The sequence below is a fragment of the Buttiauxella izardii genome, from assembly GCF_003601925.1.
GTDB classification, from domain to species: Bacteria; Pseudomonadota; Gammaproteobacteria; order Enterobacterales; family Enterobacteriaceae; genus Buttiauxella; species Buttiauxella izardii.
This window is the reverse complement of the sequence record NZ_QZWH01000020.1, coordinates 25521-44647: the sequence shown is the minus strand read 5'-3', so window position 1 is coordinate 44647 and position 19127 is coordinate 25521. Positions and strand designations below refer to the sequence as shown.

The 19127-nt window shown below is 57.7% G+C and carries 5 protein-coding genes; all 5 read left to right on the top strand.

The genetic code is table 11. From position 1 onward, the window contains the following. Positions 1-122: 122 nt before the first annotated feature. From D6029_RS10270 to D6029_RS10250, 5 genes are read left to right on the top strand one after another with little or no spacing between them, the layout of a single operon-like run. Positions 123-12839 carry an Ig-like domain-containing protein gene (locus D6029_RS10270; protein ID WP_120064667.1) on the top strand — a complete coding sequence of 4239 codons (12717 nt, stop codon included), beginning with the start codon at positions 123-125 and terminating at the stop codon, positions 12837-12839. Between the two features lie 34 nt (positions 12840-12873). Next, positions 12874-14790: a TolC family protein gene (locus D6029_RS10265; protein WP_244212400.1), complete on the top strand. Its 1917-nt coding sequence runs from the start codon at positions 12874-12876 to the stop codon at positions 14788-14790. 8 nt (positions 14791-14798) lie between these two features. Beyond that, the gene (locus D6029_RS10260) at positions 14799-15632 is read left to right on the top strand and encodes an efflux RND transporter periplasmic adaptor subunit (RefSeq protein ID WP_244212399.1); all 834 of its coding nucleotides are present in this window, start codon (positions 14799-14801) and stop codon (positions 15630-15632) included. After that, positions 15629-16981 (top strand): efflux RND transporter periplasmic adaptor subunit, encoded by a 1353-nt coding sequence (locus D6029_RS10255; RefSeq protein WP_120064665.1) that lies wholly within the window; start codon positions 15629-15631, stop codon positions 16979-16981. The genes D6029_RS10260 and D6029_RS10255 overlap by 4 nt, the downstream gene beginning before the upstream one ends. Then, positions 16978-19083, top strand: a complete 2106-nt coding sequence (locus D6029_RS10250) for a site-2 protease family protein (RefSeq protein WP_244212398.1) — start codon at positions 16978-16980, stop codon at positions 19081-19083. The genes D6029_RS10255 and D6029_RS10250 overlap by 4 nt, the downstream gene beginning before the upstream one ends. Positions 19084-19127 lie beyond the last annotated feature (44 nt).

Genomic DNA, 19127 nt, shown 5'->3' with positions numbered 1-19127 from the left:
GGCGATATCAGCCAATACATTCGTAAATATTATGTAATAAGACTGACTAATACATTCATATTATGTAAACACAATGTATCATTACCTTAATGCTACCGGTGCTGCTAACAGAGTGATGTGCTATGTCGATACAAAGAAGAGCTAATACTACCCGCCCTCGCAGTCACCGCTTTGCTCTGGAGCCGCGCCAGTTGTTCGATGGTGCCGCCGTTGCTGAAGCCGCGAGCCATGCAGATAATCCGCTAGACGCGCAGCATCACGATAATGCCCCGGACGCCTCCAAAGCGGTGTTTGTCCCACCGGCCCCGGCTCCTGCGCCCGCGTCCATTACCGCGCCAGCCCCTGCCGACGCCTCTGCGCCGCACGAGGTGTATGTCGTCGACAGCCATGTGCAGAACTGGCAATCGCTGGTCAGCCAGTTGCCAGAAGGCAGCCGCGTGCTGGTGCTGGACTCAAATCAGTCCGGGCTTGAGCAGATTAATGACGCGCTAAAAAACGATAAAAATATCACCGCGCTTCATATCATCAGCCACGGTGCGAATGACGAAATCACTCTCGGTAGCGACAAACTTAACGAAAAAACCATTGCGCAGTATCAGCAGCAATTAGAAACGCTGGGCGAAAAGCTCACGAATGACGGCGATATTCTGCTGTACGGCTGTAACGTCACCGAAAAAGACACCACGCTTATCACCCGCATGGCGGATTACACCCATGCGGATGTTGCGGCGTCGAATGATGAAACCGGCAGCGCGGCAAAAGGCGCTGACTGGGCGCTGGAATCCCATGTCGGGGAGATTGAAACGCGGTCATTGTCCCTGGCTTATGACGGCGTACTGCAAGCGCCAGAACTGACGATCGCTAAACCCGACATTGTGGTTTCTGAACCTACAACGCTTCATCCGGGCGCGGAAACCGGGGCTTTTATCGGCCTGACACTCACGCCAAGTGACGATGCCAACATCGTCATCACCGTGAAATTAAGCAACACCGCAGCGGGGGATTTGGTCAACGGCAGCGAACGAGGGAAATCCCTCGAATACCTCGGGCCGATGGAAAATGCCCAGGCCTGGCTCGATGCGCTGAGATTTACCGCGAGCGACACAGAGCTTGGCAATCAGTCCGCCTCCACCGATGTGGTGTTTGAGATGTTGACGTTATCGGGCGGCGCAACGCTGATGACGCATGTCACCATTACGCCCGCCAACGACCCGGTAACCGTTCCCGATAGCACGTTAACCGTGCCGGAAAGAAGCGGCACAGGCACCGTCATCACGCAAACCACGCTGGCCGCTTTCGACCCGGATGTGAACGCGGGCGCGCAAAGCAATTCGCAGATTGTCTACAGCCTGACGGCGATTCCGCAATATGGTTATCTGACGCTTAACGGCACGCGCCTCGGCATCGGTTCGGTGTTTACTCAGGCCGATGTCAACTCGGGCGCGCTGAGATATTTCCACACCGCGACGGGCACTGCGCAAAACACCGCCGACGGTTTTTCCGCCAAAGTGAACGATGGCGCCACGCCGATCGGTGATTCCGATACTGTTAACGTCACGCTGGAAATTGCGCCAGAAAACCAGCCGCCAACCATTAGCGGCGGCGGCATTGTCTATGAAGGCCAGCCTGCGAATGCCGTTGGCACCGGTAATGTCGGGCAATATATTGTGGCCGATGGCGGCGGCGATACTCAGGACACCAGCCTTACCTTAACCATTACCTCGCTGCCCTCCCACGGCACGCTCTATTTCAAGGGCGTTCCGGTGTTTCTCAATCAGCAAATTGATTACGGCGAGCGCAACCTTCTGACTTACGCCAATGACGGCGAAGACAATCAAACACAAGATACCTTTGGCGTGCGCGTCACCGATTTGGGCGGCGGCACAGCCACGCCTGCCAGCAGCGATACGGTGATTAGACTCGATATTCAGGCGGTGGATGATGACCCGGTTCTGGATGCCGATTCCACCCTGCATGCCGATGTGGTGCCAGGCCCGGCGGATGTCACGCTCACGCCCGAAATGCTCACCAGCGTGGATATCGACTCCTCGGCAGAACGCGTCAGTTTTATTGTTGATACCGCGGGCCTGACGCACGGCTATCTGACGCTCAACGGCCTGCGTTTACAGACCGGCGATACGTTCAGCATGGAAGACGTGCTTGAAGGCAAAGTCGTCTATTCGCAATATCTGAATGCGCAACCCGGCGGCATCGACGTGTTTAATTTCCGCGTGATCGACCACTCGACCGCGCTGCGCTGGAATGCCGATGGCACCACGTTCACTCGCCAGGGCGGGATTTGGGATGGCAATTCCCCAACCGACCAGCTCACTCACTTCCAGTTCACCATTGGCCTGGTGCGCCTCGCGACCAACCCGACGCCGGATAACGTGCCGCCGTGGAGCGTTCCCGATAGCTCAACAAGTTCCGGTTATATCGGCTCCGACCCCGGCAACCCAACGCTGCCGCCGCACGGTTCCATTAACGAAGGCGGCTCGTTGACGCTTACTGGCACCGGAAACATCTCCGCTTCCACGCCGGGCATGAGCTACATCGTGCAAGGCGTCAGCCCCGATCAAATTGTTTATACCTATCTGGGGACGGATGCGGGGCAAAGCGGCCTGACCATCATGAAAAGTGATGGCAATGGCGGCATGGTGGTGGTGAATGCGTTTGGCTCTTTCACTCAGGCTCAGCTCGATGCGGGGCAAGTGCGTATCGTTCATAACGGCGGGGAAAATTTCGAATTTACCGCACACTTCTCGGTTTCCGCCGGGCAAGTGACGCTGGATGCGCGTGGCAACCCGATTCCTGTCACCTGGAATCCAGACCTTAAAATCTTCGTCACTCCGGTTAACGATGCCCCGGTGATCACCGGCTCTGCCAACACCGTTATCGCCGAAGGTGATACGGTTTATATCACCACTTCGCAGATTAATTTAAGCGACCCGGACGACGCCAACAGCGGCTCGTCATGGGAAACCGTTTCAAGCATTAACGGCAGTAATAACTACGCGCTTAATAACGAAGTGGCCGGCGATAACGCGCTGAAAATCGTCTTTCAGTCGCTGCCCACCGGCGGCGTGCTGCAATATTTGAAAGGCACCGAATGGGTGACGATCACCAGCGCCGACATCGGCACGCTGAAACTGGATGCCAGCCTGCTGAAAAGCGATAACACCAGCGGGCTGCGGTTTGTCAGCAACGGCTCAGAAGTGCGTAACACTAGCTTTATCGTGACGGCAGTTGACCGTTGGGGCGAGTCGTCTGCGACCAACGCCACTGTCGGCATTACCATCACCAACGTCAACGACGGCCCGCAGATCCCGACAACGCCTGACAGCCCGGATATCGTGGTGCCGCCAGATTCGCCAAACAACATCGGCGGCCAGCCTGCCAACAACCCGGCAACGGTGGTGGAAGGCGGCTACGTTCAGCTCAATAATTCACAGCTTCAGGCCTACGATCCGGACAGCTCGCCGGAGCAGGTGCAATTTACGATTTCCACCGTCCCGGCTCACGGACGCCTCGCCTACTCCACCGATGGCGTCAATTTTAGTTTCCTCGGCAGCGGTTCCACGTTCACCCAGGCGGACATCAACAACGGCCATATTTATTACCTGAATAATGGCGATGAGACGACGGGCACCGGCCAAAACGCCGATGGTTTTAACTTCACGCTGTCGGATGGTGACAAAGAACAGGCCGGTAATCACTTCGCGATTAACGTCACGCCAACTAACGATAAACCCACCGTCACCGCGCCTTCCGGGCCAATTGATGTCGGCGGCGGCACACATGCGGTCAACGGTTTTAAGGTGGCTGACCCGGATATCGCCAGCGGCTCCAGCGCCAGCGACCACATCGAAACCACCGTGCGTCTGTTGCACAGCAATGGCAGCGCCTTTAGCCAGGCCGAATACAACGGCATCGTGCTGGCGGCGGCGACAGGCACCGGGGCAACCGTCACTGGCGGCGTGAATGGCTATTTAGTGATCACCGGCACCGTCGCGCAGGTTAATGCCGCGCTGGCGGGTTTGACCGTCACCTTCCCTGACGATCGCAACGCACAATATCAAGTGCAGGTGATCACCGACGATCGCCTGCGCGACAACAACGGCAATTTAACTGGCACCGCCAACGGCGGCCCGGTCAACCAGCCTGCCACGCCATCGTTTGGCACCCCGCCCGGCACCGTCGATGGCAATACTTACAACTGGTATGCGGACGGCGTTCCGGCCAGCAACGGCAATATCAGCGCCAATAAAGTGGTGATCAACGCCTCGGAAACCAACGATTCCGGCTCGCTGGTGGTGAATGTCCCCGACAAAACCACTTTTGAAGATCAGCCTGGGTTTATCGGTGGCGGCATTGTGATTACAGACGATGAGTCCACTGCGTTCGGTAAACCGGTCACCGTCACGCTCACCGTTCCACAAGGAACGCTGGGGATTGGCGGTGCGAATGATGACAGCCTGACGACGATCGACGGCGTGACGATTCAGGGCGATAACAGCGGAACCTTGATTCTGACCGGCACCGCCGATGCCATCCAGGCTTTGCTTAACAACTCGACCAATGGCCTGACTTACCTGAGCGCGAAAGACGCCAACCATGACCAGAACGGTACGGCAGCGGGCGATGTCACACTTAACATTCACCTCGACACGTCAACCGCAAGCGTCGGGAATACCACCAGCGTAGTGCCCGCCGATGTGCAAATCGCGATAACCATTACGCCAGTGAACGACGCGCCCACCGTCACCGCGCCAACGGACACCATCCTGCTCGATAACAACGACCCTGGCGGCAATAACGTCGGCGGGTTTGTGATTAGCGATCCGGATGTTTCAGATGCGGGCGGCATTGCGACGGGCGAGCAGAATATTGTGCAAGTCACGGTGCGGATTACCGATCAAAACGGCAATCCGTTCCAGGTTTTGCAGTATCGCGACCAGCAAAACTCGGCGGTGAATATCTCCTCGCTGAACACCACTTCGGGCGTGACGGTGCAAACCACCAGCCCGGACGGCACCAACCCGCCATCAAATGGCGTGAATGCCCCACTGGTGATTACCGGCACCCTCGCTCAAATCAACGCTTATCTTGCACAATTGCAGGTACGAATGAGCGGCATCCAGGTTGATGATGCCGACCAATATTTCCGCGTCGAAGTGATTGTCGATGATCGCGTGCGTGATGCCAGCGGCAACCTGACAGGCACCGCCAACGGCGGCGATAACATAGGGCCAGGCGGCGTCGGCACAGTTCCGGTGCCAACTACGGCAATCAGCCCGTATGGCGCGATTCCTGCGGGGCTGACGGAAAACGTCACCTCCGTTTACCGCACCGTTTTCCAGAGCAGCATCAACGACCCGACGCATATAGATTTAGGTGGCTCCCCGGTGCTCGCCACCGATGAACGCAGCGCGACCGTGACGCTGCCGAAAATTACCCTCAGCGATGTGGATGCGGGCAGCCAGAGCATGACTGTCACCGTGAAACTCCCGGCTGGGTTTACCTTTGTCGCTCCAACCGGCAGCGGCGGCACCGTCACTGGTGCAGGCACCGACACGCTGACGTTTACCGGTTCATTCGCGCAAATTAATACTTACCTGGCAGCGCTGAAAGTCTCGCTGCCGGACGCGCCAGGCACGGCCAACCGTTCTGACTGGAACGGCAATTTTGGCGTGACGGTGACGGTGAACGACGGCGGGAACTCAGGTTCACGCCCGGTGACGTTGCCAAACCTGACCGATCCCAATGCCGACCCAGGACAGGTCGAGTATGAAGATGGTCCTGGCGGCACCTCTTCGGCGCTGGTCACCACGCGCATCTTTACCTTCACGGTCAATCCGGTAAACGACGCACCGCTGGTCGTCGGCACGCCGACCGTGACTATCCCAACGCTTGAAGAAGACACGCTCGGCAATACGCTCAGCGGCCAGACCGTGAATAACCTGTTTAGCGGCTTGTTTAACGACCAGCACGATACCATCGATAACTCGGCAAACGGCGGCGCTGGCGGTTCGAGTGCGGATAACTTCTACGGCGTGGCGATTACGCAACTGACCACCAACGCCGCGCAGGGTGAATGGCAATATTCCCTTGACGGAATCAACTGGATTGCGGTCGGCAACCGCAGCGACAGCAACGCGTTAATTCTCACGGCGACTTCGTCACTGCGCTTTGTTCCGGCGGCCAACTACTTCGGCAACCCGGCAACATTAGGCGTGCGGCTGGTGGAAACCAACCTCAACGGCGATAAATCCACCACGCCGACGGTGCCGACGAACGGCAGCGTGACCAATATCAGCGGCGCAGGCGGCCACGGCGGTAGTTCGATTTACAGCGAAACCGTGGTTACGCTCAGTACCGTCGTCACCAACATTAATGACCGCCCGACGCTGGGTGATAAAACGCTGATCATCGCCGAAGATACCAACGGCACGCAGACGGTCGGCCAATTGTTCCAGTCGGTTTACGGCGATGCGACGGATAACCAGAGTGCGATTGCCGGAGGCGGGAACGCCAGCGGCGCGTTGAGTCATATCGCGATTTACGGCAATACCACCGACGCCAGCAAAGGCCAGTGGCAGTATTTCGATGGCACAACCTGGCAGGCGATTCCGTCCGATGTTGAGCCGAGTAACGCCTTCGTGCTGGCAAGTAACACGCAGATGCGCTTTGTGCCAACCGCCGATTACAACGGTTCGGTGAGCGGCGGCCTGCAACTGCGCGCCTCGGATACCACCGACACCAGCGGCAGCGGCAGCGGCATCTTTGGCGGGCGAGTGAATTTCTTCGACTTCGCCAGAGATAACGACCCGACTTCGCACTGGTCAAACACCGCGACACTGACGGTCAGCATCACGCCCGTGGTGGATGCGTTTAACGACACCTTCACCACGCACGCCAATGTTCCGCTGGTTAAAAACGCCAGCGATCTGTTAGCGAACGACACCTTTAGCAGCGGGGATGTGACCCTTACCGGAATTGCGCAGCAGCCGACTAACGGTACGCTGACTTACGTCAACGGCGTGCTGACCTATACGCCGAACCCTGGCTTCGTCGGCACCGACAGTTACACCTACACCGCCGTCAGCGGTGGTGTTTCCGAAACCGCCACGGTGACGATAACTGTCACTAACCTCGCGCCAATTCCGACGAACGACAGCAAGACGCTCAACGAAGATACCTCCGCCACTGGCAACGTGCTCACCAACGACCGCGACCCGGATGGGGCCGTCGACACGCTAAGTGTCAAAACCTTCACCGTCGAGGGGCAAACTTACGCGGTGGGCACCACGGTCACGCTGGCTGACAGCCACGGAACACTGATCGTCAATGCTGATGGAACTTACGCCTACACACCAGGCGGCGACTGGCATGGCGATATTCTGGTGAACTATGTCGTGACCGACGGCAACATGAATGGCGACAGAACCGCAACGCTGAACCTGCATGTTAACGCGGTAGACGATGCGGTGGATAACATCGAAAAAGAGCACACCGGAACGGTGATCACCACCGATGTGCTGGCAAACGATAAATTCTCGAATGCCGATAAAACCATCACCGGCTTCACCCAGGGCGAATACGGCACGGTGACGCGCGGCCCCGGAAACTCGCTGATTTACACCCCGACGCCGGGCTATGTCGGCCAGGATAAATATACCTATACCATCACCAGCGGCGGCATTCAGGAAACCGCCACCGTGTTTATCCTGCTGACTAACACGCCGCCAACGCCGACCGCCCAGGTGGCGTCAACGCCGGAAGATACGGCGCTGAAGGGCGACGTGCTGCATAGCATTATCGACCCGGACGGTGATCCGTTACACGTCACCGACTTCCAGATTGCGGGCATCGCAGGAACCCATCTGGCCGGTGAAAGTGTGGTTATCGCCGATAAAGGCACCTTTATCCTGCGGGCCGACGGCACCTATAGCTTTGTGCCCATCGCCGACTGGAACGGCATCGTGCCCACCATCACCTTTAACGTGTCGGATAACACTTTTGATCCGCCAACCCAAAGCACTTTGGATATTACCGTCACGCCGGTTCAGGACTTCGTCAACGATTCAGTGACGACGCATGCCGGAACGCCCGTCAATATTGACGCGCTGCATAACGACCGCTTCAGTAATGCCAACGCCACCATCACGGATACCAGCACGCCGCAGCATGGCACGGTGAGCATCGTGGGGAATAAGTTGGTTTATACGCCGAATGCTGGATATGTCGGCGAAGACTCGTTCACCTACACCGTCACCAGTGGCGGCGTGCAGGAAGTCGCCACGGTCACCGTCACGATGACCAACACCCTGCCGTCGGTGCCGGACGTGTATGTCTCCACCCTCGAAGATCGTCTGATCTTCGACACCCTGCTGGGCAATGCGACGGATATCGACAACGACACTTTGCGCATTACGACATTCACCATTAACGGCGTCGATCACCCCGCTGGGTTGGGCGTGGTGGACATTCCCGGCATGGGAAAAATCACCATCACCGCTGAGGGTTTGTATATCTTTAGCCCATTGGCGGACTGGAATGGCGTGGTGCCGCCGATTACCTTTACCGTCAGCGATGGCAATCAGGGTAGCGAAGTGAACGGCACGCTGGTCATTACCGTCAGGTCGGTGGTGGATATCGCGCCGGATCAGGCCACCACCCACTCTGACGACGCCGTCATTATCGACGTGCTGGATAACGACACCTTCGTCAACCCAGACCAAACCATCACGGTTTCAGGCACCAGTGCGCAAGGCGGCAGGGTGGAAGTGCTGTCGGATAACACCGTGCGTTACTCGCCACCGGCAGGCTATGCGGGGCGCGACAGCTTTAGCTATTCCGTCACCAGCGGCGGCATTACCGAAACCACCATCGTGACGATTGTCGTCACCAACGAATCGCCATTAACCGGCAATATGCAGTTGACGATGAACGAAGACGGTACGCCACTCAGCGGCACGCTGGATGTGACCGACCCGGACAACGACGTGCTGCGCGTGACCTCGTTCCAGATCGACGGCATTACAGGCAGTTTCCCGGTGCTGAATTTAAGCGGCCCAACCGTGGTGGACATTCCAGGCGTCGGGACATTTACGCTCGGTTATAACCGCCAATACACCTTCACGCCGCTGGCTGACTGGAACGGCATCGTGCCGCAAATCAGCTATACCGTCACCGATGACAACGGCGGCGCGCCGGTCATCGGCAAAATTGACATTGCGGTGAACGCGGTGAAAGACACCGTCGATGACAATGTGACGATGCACGCCGGAACCAGCAATACCACCAACGTGCTTGGGAATGACCTGTTTAAGAACCCGGATCGCGTCGTCACTGGCATCGTCACCAAAGCGCAACACGGCACCGTCACTTTTAGCCCGGATGGCAATATTATCTACACGCCTTCAGCGGCATTTGTCGGCACCGACAGTTACACCTACTCCGTCTCCAGCAACGGCACGGTCGAAACCGCCACGGTATTGATCACCGTGACCAACGAAGTTCCGGTTGCTCAGCCTGATGCGAAATCAGGTGACGAAGACACGACGATTATCGGCAACGTGTTAGATAACGATAGTGATGCCGACAACGACACGCTACGCGTCACCAGCTTTACGCTGCTCGGCGACTCGGTTTCTCGCCAGGTGGGCAATCCGGTATTTATCTCCGGGCAAGGGCAATTCACCCTGAATGCCGATGGCAGCTACTCGTTTGAACCGATCAAAGACTGGAACGGAACGCTGCCGGTCATTACTTATCAAATTAGCGATGGGCGCAACGGCGGCACCGCCAGCAGCACGTTGACACTCTCCGTCACACGCGTGGCGGACATCGCTCCTGATGACGCGACGACACACGCCGGGAAGCCCGTCATTATTGACGTGCTGGCTAATGACACCTTTGAAAATAGCGATCACCAAATAACCGCCACCACCAACGGACTGCACGGCACCACCACCATCGTGAATGGCAAAGTGATTTACACCCCGGTGGCCGGTTTTGTCGGTACGGATATTTTCGGCTATACCGTCACCAGCGGCGGCGTGCGCGAAGTGACATTCGTCAACGTCACCATCACCAACACGCCGTCCGTGGCGGTTGATGACCCTGCTTCATCGCCGGAAGATGCGGTTGCCAGCGACAATGTACTGACCAACGACAGCGACGTTGACGGCGACAAACTCACCCTCACCGGCTTTACCGTGGATGGCACCACAATTTATGCGGCGGGTGGCTCACTGACTATTCCGGATAAAGGCGTGTTAGTGATGAACGCCAACGGCGACTGGACGTTCACGCCGGTCGCCGACTGGAATGGCACGTTGCCAGAAATCACCTATTTCGTCAGCGACGGCAATAACGGCGGCGAATCTAACGCCAAACTGCGCATTGTCATCACCGAAGTCCAGGACGCTTTTGACGATAGCGTGACGGTACACGGCAACAGCTCCGTCACCAGCGACGTGTTCGCCAACGACACTTTTGCAAACGGCGATAAAATCATCCAGAGCGTGACGCAAGGCAGCAACGGCACGGTCACTATCGTCAACGGCAAAATCACCTATACGCCAAACGCCGGTTATGTCGGCACAGATAGCTATTCCTACACGGTTTTGAGCGGCGGTATTCAGGAAACGGCGACGGTTAACGTGACGGTGGAAAACACCCTTCCGATAACGCGCCCGGATCTCAACATCACGCCGGAAGACACCATCGTGACGGGCAATGTGCTGCAAAACGACACGGATGCCGACAGCGATCCGCTCACCGTGACGCAATTTAGCGTTGCCGGGCAAACGGTCGCCGCCGGGAGCAGCGTCACTCTGGCGGGCGTCGGGGCATTTACTTTACGCAGCGACGGTAGCTACACGTTAACGCCCGTTGCCGACTGGAATGGCGTTGTCCCAATCATCACTTACAGCATTAACGATGCGCTCAATGGCGGCAACGCCACCAACACGCTGACCATCATCATCGCGCCAGTGGCTGACATTAATGCCGATAACGCCACCAGCCATTCGGGCAACCCGGTGACTACCGACGTACTCGCCAACGACAACTTCGAGAATGCGGATGCCACGATTTCCGCCGTCACCAACGGCGCAAATGGCACTGCCGTCTTGCAGCCAGACGGGCAGATTATTTACACCCCGCGCAGCGGTTTTGTCGGCACCGACACTTACACCTACACCGTCACCAGCGGCGGCGTCACCGAAACCACCACCGTCACCGTGCTCGTCACCAACAGCGTGCCGATCGTCAATCCGGAAGGAGTTATCACGCCGCAAGGTGACGCGGTTTCCGGCAACCTGTTGACCAATGATTCCGACCCGGACGGCGACCCGATTCATCTGTCCAGTTTCCGAATTGCTGGCCAAACCTACAGCGCGGGCGAAACCGCCGTACTGGCGGGAATTGGCAGCCTGACGGTGCTGCGCGATGGCAGTTACCGGTTTGTGCCGCAAGGCAGCTTTAATGGCTTCGTGCCGCCGGTGACTTACACCGTTAGTGACAGCAACGAAGGCGGCGAATCCCGCAGCATATTGCGCATTCTGGTGGCTCCATCGGTAGAAATTCAGGTGCATGAAGATGGCCTGACGCCGCTGGATCCGGGCGCTCAGGAAGTGAGTGGCACGCTCAATGTGCTGTCGCTGGATAAACTGCAAACCTTCACTTTCCAGGGGCGCGTGATCACCGCCGAGCAGCTGCTACGCCTCAATCCGCTGTCGCCAATCACTATCGAAACCGTGACCGGCACCATCACGCTGCTGGCGTATTACAGCCCGACGGACGGCGAAGCGCACATTGATTACCGCTTCACCCTGCGCGGCGCAGTGTCGCAGCCTGGGTTTGTCAGCACGTTTAACGATTATGCCGTCGAGGTGAACGGAATCACGGTCGGCCAGTTGCGCATTACGGTGTTTAACGACAACCCTACCGCCACCGACGACGGCGCGGAAATCGTGCAGGATCAAGGCCAAACCTCCGCCAGCGGCAACCTGTTTACCGATGACCGCATTGGCGCGGATGGCCCGGCGAGCAACGGGCCAGTCACGGGTGTGAGTTCAGAAAACACCGGCAACGCGGGAACCATTGACGGCAATACCAACGGGCAATACGGCACGTTGTTCCTCGATAGCCAGGGCAACTGGCAATACCAGGTCAACAGCAGCGACCCGCGTGTGGCCTCGCTTGAAGCCAACTCCACACTAAGCGAAGTGTTCGTTTACACCATCACCGACAGCGACGGGAACACCAGCGAAGCGCGGTTAACCATTTTGATTCATGGCGTCACCGCGATGCCGAACACCGACGACCGCAATGGCGACCAGATCTTTGGCCTTGAAGACGAAGAAGAGCTCTCGACATACCGCCAAAGCTACGAGCCGGGCTTGTTTATTCTGCCGCTGGTCTATGATTTACAAAGTGACTCGGTTCGCTTGCAAACCCGGCTTAACAGCCAGTTTGCGGCCTACGGTTACGGCATCGAACACGCTAACGCCCCGGTGATGCAACAGGCCGTGTTATTTAGCCGTTGGTACAACGACACCCGCGAGCAGCGCACGCTGCCAGGCCTTGCCAGCAACGGGCTGGGGCAAAACTCGCTGGGGAATTCCTTCGGCCCGTTTGCCGTAGGGCAGCCTGAAGAACGTGCCGTCGAAGCGCCTGTGGCAGTGGCGCAGCAAGGGGCACAACCGATTGAGATTCCGACGGTTATCGCGCTGGGAGCGCAGCCGTTAACCGCACAACTGGCGGCGTTGGAAAAACAAACTTTGGCGTCCGGGAAACCTATTGCAGTCCCGACAATCACTCGCCGCTAAAGGCTTAGAGCAACTGTTTAAGATGGAAATAACAATGATGAACGCAACCATGTTGGCTAAAGCGACAGAAAAAAAGCGTGGCGTGCCGTTAATCAAACCGGTTGCCGGGTTGATGGCGGTGCTGATTTTGGCGGGCTGCGGCACCATTAAACCGGAACCGATGACGCAGGATGAAATCACCGCGCGAGTGAATCGTGACCGGGCAGAAATGTACCGTGGGCAAGAGGCGCTACACGGCCCGATGACGTTGTCCGACGCCATGGCGCGCGCGTTAAAATATAACCTCGATTATCGCTTAAAGATGATGGAAACCGCGCTGTCACGCAGTTTGCTCGATGTCTCGCAGCAAGACATGCTGCCAAAACTGATGGCGGATGCGGGCTATCGCTGGCGTAACAATGATTCGGGCGGCACCAGCATTGGTATTGATGACGGGCTGGTCAGCTTGCGTCCGTCGACTTCGGAAGAGCGCGAACACTATCTTTCCAGCGCCACGTTTTCCTGGGATCTGCTCGATTTCGGCATGAGCTATTTCCGCGCCAAACAGCAGGCCGATGAAGTCAACATCGCCGAAGAACGCCGCCGTAAAGTGCTGCAAAACATCGTGCAGGAAGTGCGTGATGCCTACTGGCGTGCGCTGGGCGCACAGCGCCTGCTCGACGAAACTCAACCGCTGGCGGAACAAATCGCCCAGGCGCTGGATAAAACCCGTGAAGCGGAACAAGCCGGAATCCTGCCGCCAATCGAAGGGCTGGAATACCAACGCGCCCTGCTTGATGCCATGACGCTGCTGAACCAAAAACGTCAGCAAATGGAGCTGGCGAAAAGTGAACTGACGGCGCTGATCAACTTGCCGCCGGGCACGCCGCTGGTGTTGCAGGACACGCCAACGCCGCTCGCGCCTGCGCCAACTAACATCGACAAGCTCGAACAAATGGCGCTGGAACGCCGCCCGGAACTGCGCGAAGAAGACTACAAAACGCGTATCGACAGCTATGAAACCAAGCGCCAGATTGCGTCGCTGTTCCCGAACCTGAACCTGTTCGCCGGGCTGAATTACGACTCCAACGACTATCTTTACAACAACAACTGGATTGAAGGCGGCGTGGGTGTCTCGATGAACCTGTTCAAACTGCTGAGCATTCCGGCGATCAGCACCGCCAACGATGCCCGCGCACAAACCGACGATGCCCGCCGCATGGCGCTGAGCATGGCGGTTCTGACGCAGGTGCGCGTGGCGACCGAGCGCTACAAACTGGCCTCGTATGACTTCCAGATTGCCGAGCAGTCAGCGCAGGTGGATCAACGGCTGGCGAGTATTTCCCGCGCTGGTTCTGACAACTCGCTAACCAGTGATTTGGAAACATTGAGAACCCAGGCGCGTTCAATCGTGTCGCGCTTCCAGGAAGCCTCGTCTTACGCCGAAGCGCAGGCGGCTTACGGGCGCGTGCTGAACTCCGTCGGTATTGATTTATTGCCGGATCAAGTCACAAAGACCGACGTTGCCAGCTTATCGCGCCAAATCTCTACCAGTTTGCGCCAGCAAGAAAGCAGCGTCTTTGCCCGTAGCGCAGGCGTTACCGTGGAGAAACATCCGATTGCCATCCAGATTGGGCGCGTGCCGTCTGGCGTGTCGCGCGGGGCCGTCGAGCAATCGGTGGGTCGCGTCATCGAAGCCAATCACCTGTCACTTGAGCCATCGCCAAAAAGCCTGAATCTGCAAATGAGCTTTAACACCGGAGCCAGCAACGGCACGCGTAAAGGCGTGTGGACGATGCGCGTCATTGATGCCGACGGTGCCGAAGTGCTGACCCGCCAGTACACCAGTTATCTGCCAAACGAAACCAGCACGCGTTCGATTACCGCGCTGGCCGAAGCGGCAACGTTATCGATTACCAGTGATTTGCAAAGGCTTGCAGGAGCACCACCTGTTTTAACCGCAACGCCATGAGGTTGATTATGAATAACAATAAAACCACGATGAATGGTTTTCGTAGGTCGGATAAGCGCAGCGTCATCCGACAAAAATTTATCGCCGGGTTAATCTGCTTACTGTCCGGTTTATCCGCACCCGTTTTTGCTGCGGACGGCAACACCACCGTGCGCTTCCTGGTGCTCGCCAACCGCGAAAGCCCGCTTTCGAGCGTGGTGCCGGGGCGCATGGCGAAAATCAACGTACAACTTGGCGATGCGATCACCAGCGGAAAAGTGCTGGCGACCATGGACTGTAGTGATTTAGTGGCACGTAAAAATGCCGCCGAAGCGGAATATCATGCCGCCCAACTGCGCTACGAAGCCAAAGCAAAACTGCAAGGATTACAATCCGCTGCCGCGCTGGAAGTGGGTTTAGCCGCTTCCGAAGTTAACCGCACCAAAGGCCAGATGGGGATTTTTGACGCTCAACTGGCGCAGTGCAAATTTGTCGCGCCGTTCAACGGACGCGTGGCGAAAATCTACGTGAAAGAAGGCCAGGGCATTGGCGCAGGCGCTCCGGTTATCGATCTGGTCGGCAGCGGCACTTTGCGCGCACGCTTAAACGTGCCGTCAAATTGGGTGGCGTGGCTGAAAATTGGCTCGCAATTAAATGCGTCCGTCGGTGAAACCGGCAAACAATATCCCCTCACCGTGACCAACATCAGCGGCAAAGTGGACGCCGTCAGCCAGACCATCGAAATCGAAACGCGCTTCCCGGAAAAAACCGACGACGTGCTGCCCGGCATGAGCGGGCAAGCGGTGGCAATTTGCCCGCCGGATGAAAACCGTTGCCTGAAAAGCGGAGCTGCCAATTCGTGACCGCTCCAACAGCCTTCTACCAGCTTGCTGCACGGGTAGAAGCGATAAACAACTCCGCCGAGTTGGGCTTCGCTATATGCAATGAAACACGCCAACTGGTGGATTATCGCCAGGCGGCGCTGCTGTCTCTCGCCCCCTCAAACCGCGCAAAACTGGTCGCTCATTCCGGCTTAAGCGATACCGACAACAACACGCCGTATGCCTTGTGGCTGGCGGATGTGGCGAAAGAAATCGCGCCGCATTGCCGGGCGCTGCCGCCGGAGGCCCGCGTGCTGGCGCTTTCACCAGCGCAACTTAGCGAACCACTCGCCGCCCAATGGAACGAATGGCTGCCACCGCACGTTTGGGTGCTGCCGTTAACCGGTGCCGACGGGCAAATTCACGCGCTGTGGTTTTTAGGGCGTGACGAACCGTGGCCGACGTCACTCACTGCCGAATCCCCGGAATTTGCCCTGCTGCAACTAAGCGGTTTGTACGGTTACGGCTGGTGGGCGCTGACCGCCAAACCTTCGCGTTTCCGCCAGTTCTGGCAGCGCAACACCGGGCGGCGTCTGGCTTATATCCTGCTCGCCGTTTTACTGGTGATGTGTATTCCGGTGCGTGAATACACGCTGGTGCCGGCGGAAATTATCTCGCTGCAAAGTGAAGTGATCGCCGCCCCGGATTCCGGCGTGATTAAGCGCATGGTGGTGTTACCCAACAGCGACGTGAAAAAGGGCCAGGTGCTGGCAACGCTCGATGACACCACGTTGCATAACCGTCTTGCAGTAGCGCAGGCGGAGCTGGAAACCGCAGAAACCACGCTGCATCAGGCGTCGCAACAGGCGATTGAAGATCAACAAGCCAAGTCAGAACTGGCGATGGCGGAAGGCAAATATCGCGAGAAAAAGGTCGAAACCGAGTCGATCAAACGCGACCTCGAAAAGCTGACCATTCGCGCCCCCGGCAACGGCGTGTTTGTCTATTCCGACCCGGACGACTGGGCAGGCCGCCCGGTGCAAACCGGCGAGCGCATTGGTTTACTGGCCGACCCGAACAATCTCGGCGTGCGCGCCTGGGCTCCGGTCAGCGAATCCACCAACCTTAGCCACGGTGCGCCCATGAAGGTGTTTTTGAAAGTTGCCCCGCTGGACTCGTTTAACGCCAAGCTGGATTACGCGGGCTACCAAACCGTGGAAGCACCAAACGGCGTCGCCAGTTATTTGCTGCGCGGCGAACTGGATGGCAAACCGGAAGTGGCGCGTATTGGCTTGCAGGGCACAGCTCGCGTAACAGGCGACTGGGCGCTGCTCGGTTACTTATTGCTGCGCCGCCCAATCGCCACATTACGCGCCGGGAGCGGCTGGTGATCGACGCGATTGCCACCGCGCCACCGTGGCCTGCGCTACGTGATGAACTGCGCCTTAACAGCGCGGGCAGCAACCGCGACGGTTCTCCGGCGTGGCATTTAGCCGACCCGGTACGCAATCTGTTTTTCCGCCTCGGCTGGCTGGAAATCGAAATCCTCAAACGCTGGCAGTTGGGCGACGCCGGGAAAATCGCCGAGGCGATTAACCAGCAAACCACGCTGAATGTCGAAGAAGAGGACATCAAAGAGTTCGTGCTGTTTTTGCAGCAACAGCAACTGCTGCGCAGCGCGCGTTATCGCCCGGCGAAGTCGGCCTGGAAATGGCTGCTGCACAGTTATCTGTTTATCCGCATTCCGCTGGTTCACCCGGAAAAAGCCCTGCGCAAAGCGCTGCCGTGGCTGCAACCGCTGTTCAGCAAAACCTTTCTCTGGCTGACGTTTTTTGTGGCGGTGACGGGCATCGTACTCGCCGCTCGCCAGTGGGACACCGTGGTCGCCACGCTGCATAACGTGGTGAACTGGCACGGCGCGGTGGCGTTTGCCATCGCACTGGTGTTCTCAAAATGCTGGCACGAAATGGGCCACGCATTAACCGCCACGCGCCACGGCGTGCGGGTCGGGCATATGGGCGTCGCGCTGCTGGTGATGCTGCCGATGGCCTACACCGACACCGGGGAAAGCTGGAAACTCAATCACTCCCGCGACCGCCTGAAAATCGCCTGCGCCGGAATTGTTTCCGAGCTGGTGCTGGCGGCGTGGGCGACTTTGCTGTGGTCATTCGCGCCGGAAGGCAGCGTCAAGAACGCGCTGTTTTTCCTCGCCACTACCGCGTGGGTGATGACGGTCGTCGTCAACGCCAGCCCGTTTATGCGCTTTGATGGCTACTACATTCTAAGCGATATGCTCGACTTCCCAGGGCTGCACGAACGCGCCGGAAACTGGGCAAAACGAGCGATGCGCTGGCATCTTTTTGGCATCAACGATCCGAAGCCCGATAACGTCACGCCTGCCTTTGCGCGCTTTCTGACGATCTTCGCCTTCGCCACCTGGATTTACCGCCTGCTGCTGTTTATCGGCATCGCGGTGCTGGTTTATCACGCCTTCTTTAAGGCGCTGGGTGTGATTCTGTTTTTAGTAGAAATTGTGACTTTTGTGGTGCAGCCGATGATCAGAGAAATCCAAACTATTTGGGCGCGCAGGCAGGAAAGCCAGCCGTTTTATCGCCGAAGATTGCTGCTGATTGTGATTGCCGCGCTGCTGGTTATTTTTGTGCCGTGGTCGAACAAAGTCAGCCTGCCGGGGGTGATTGAAGCCGGTTTTGTGCAGCCGATTTACACGCCGTATAGCGCAAAGCTTGAGAAAGTTTTCGTCACCGACGGGCAAGAAGTGAAAGCCGGGCAACCGCTGTTTGAGCTGATTGCGCCGTTGCCGGAAACCTCCCAGCGTAAAGCCGAGGAGATGCGCCGCGCCTGGGAATATAGCGCCCGCGGGGCGTTGGGCCTTGATAAAGACGGCCCGGCGAAACAGGTTTTAGCGGAACAAATGGCGCGCCAGTATTCGCTCCAGCAAAGTGCGGGCAATAGTGAATTGCTGCGTTTGCGGCTGGTGGCGGCATCGGCGGGAAGGATTGAAGACCGGGATTTATCGTTGCAACCAGGAAGCTGGGTTTCGCCGACATCGCACATCGCCACGCTGGTGAATGCCGACCGCTGGCGGGTGAAAGCGTTGGTGGGTGAAGAAGATTTGGCGCGGCTGCGTGTGGGTTCACCCGCCAAAATTTACCAGAACGGAGAGTGGCAACCGCTTATCGGACGCGTGGTTTCCATCGACCATAACGTGGTGACGCGCCTGCCCTCTTTGTTGCTGGCAAAAGATCATGGCGGCCCGGTGCAGCTTAACCCAACGGCTCAGGCCAAAGATCTGCGCCCGCAAGGTGTGTGGTATCGCGTGTCGATTGAAGGTGAAGGTAATGCGGCGTTGGTCAACCGGGAAAATCTGGCGGATATCTCGGTTGAGAGTAAGCGGCAGAGTCTCGCGCATCGTTGGTTTAATAGCGTGTCATTGATGTTGATTCAGCAAACCGGGATGGGGAAAGAGGGTTAGTTTTGCGCCGCAGGTGTCGAATTTGTCGGATGACTCCTGGGGCT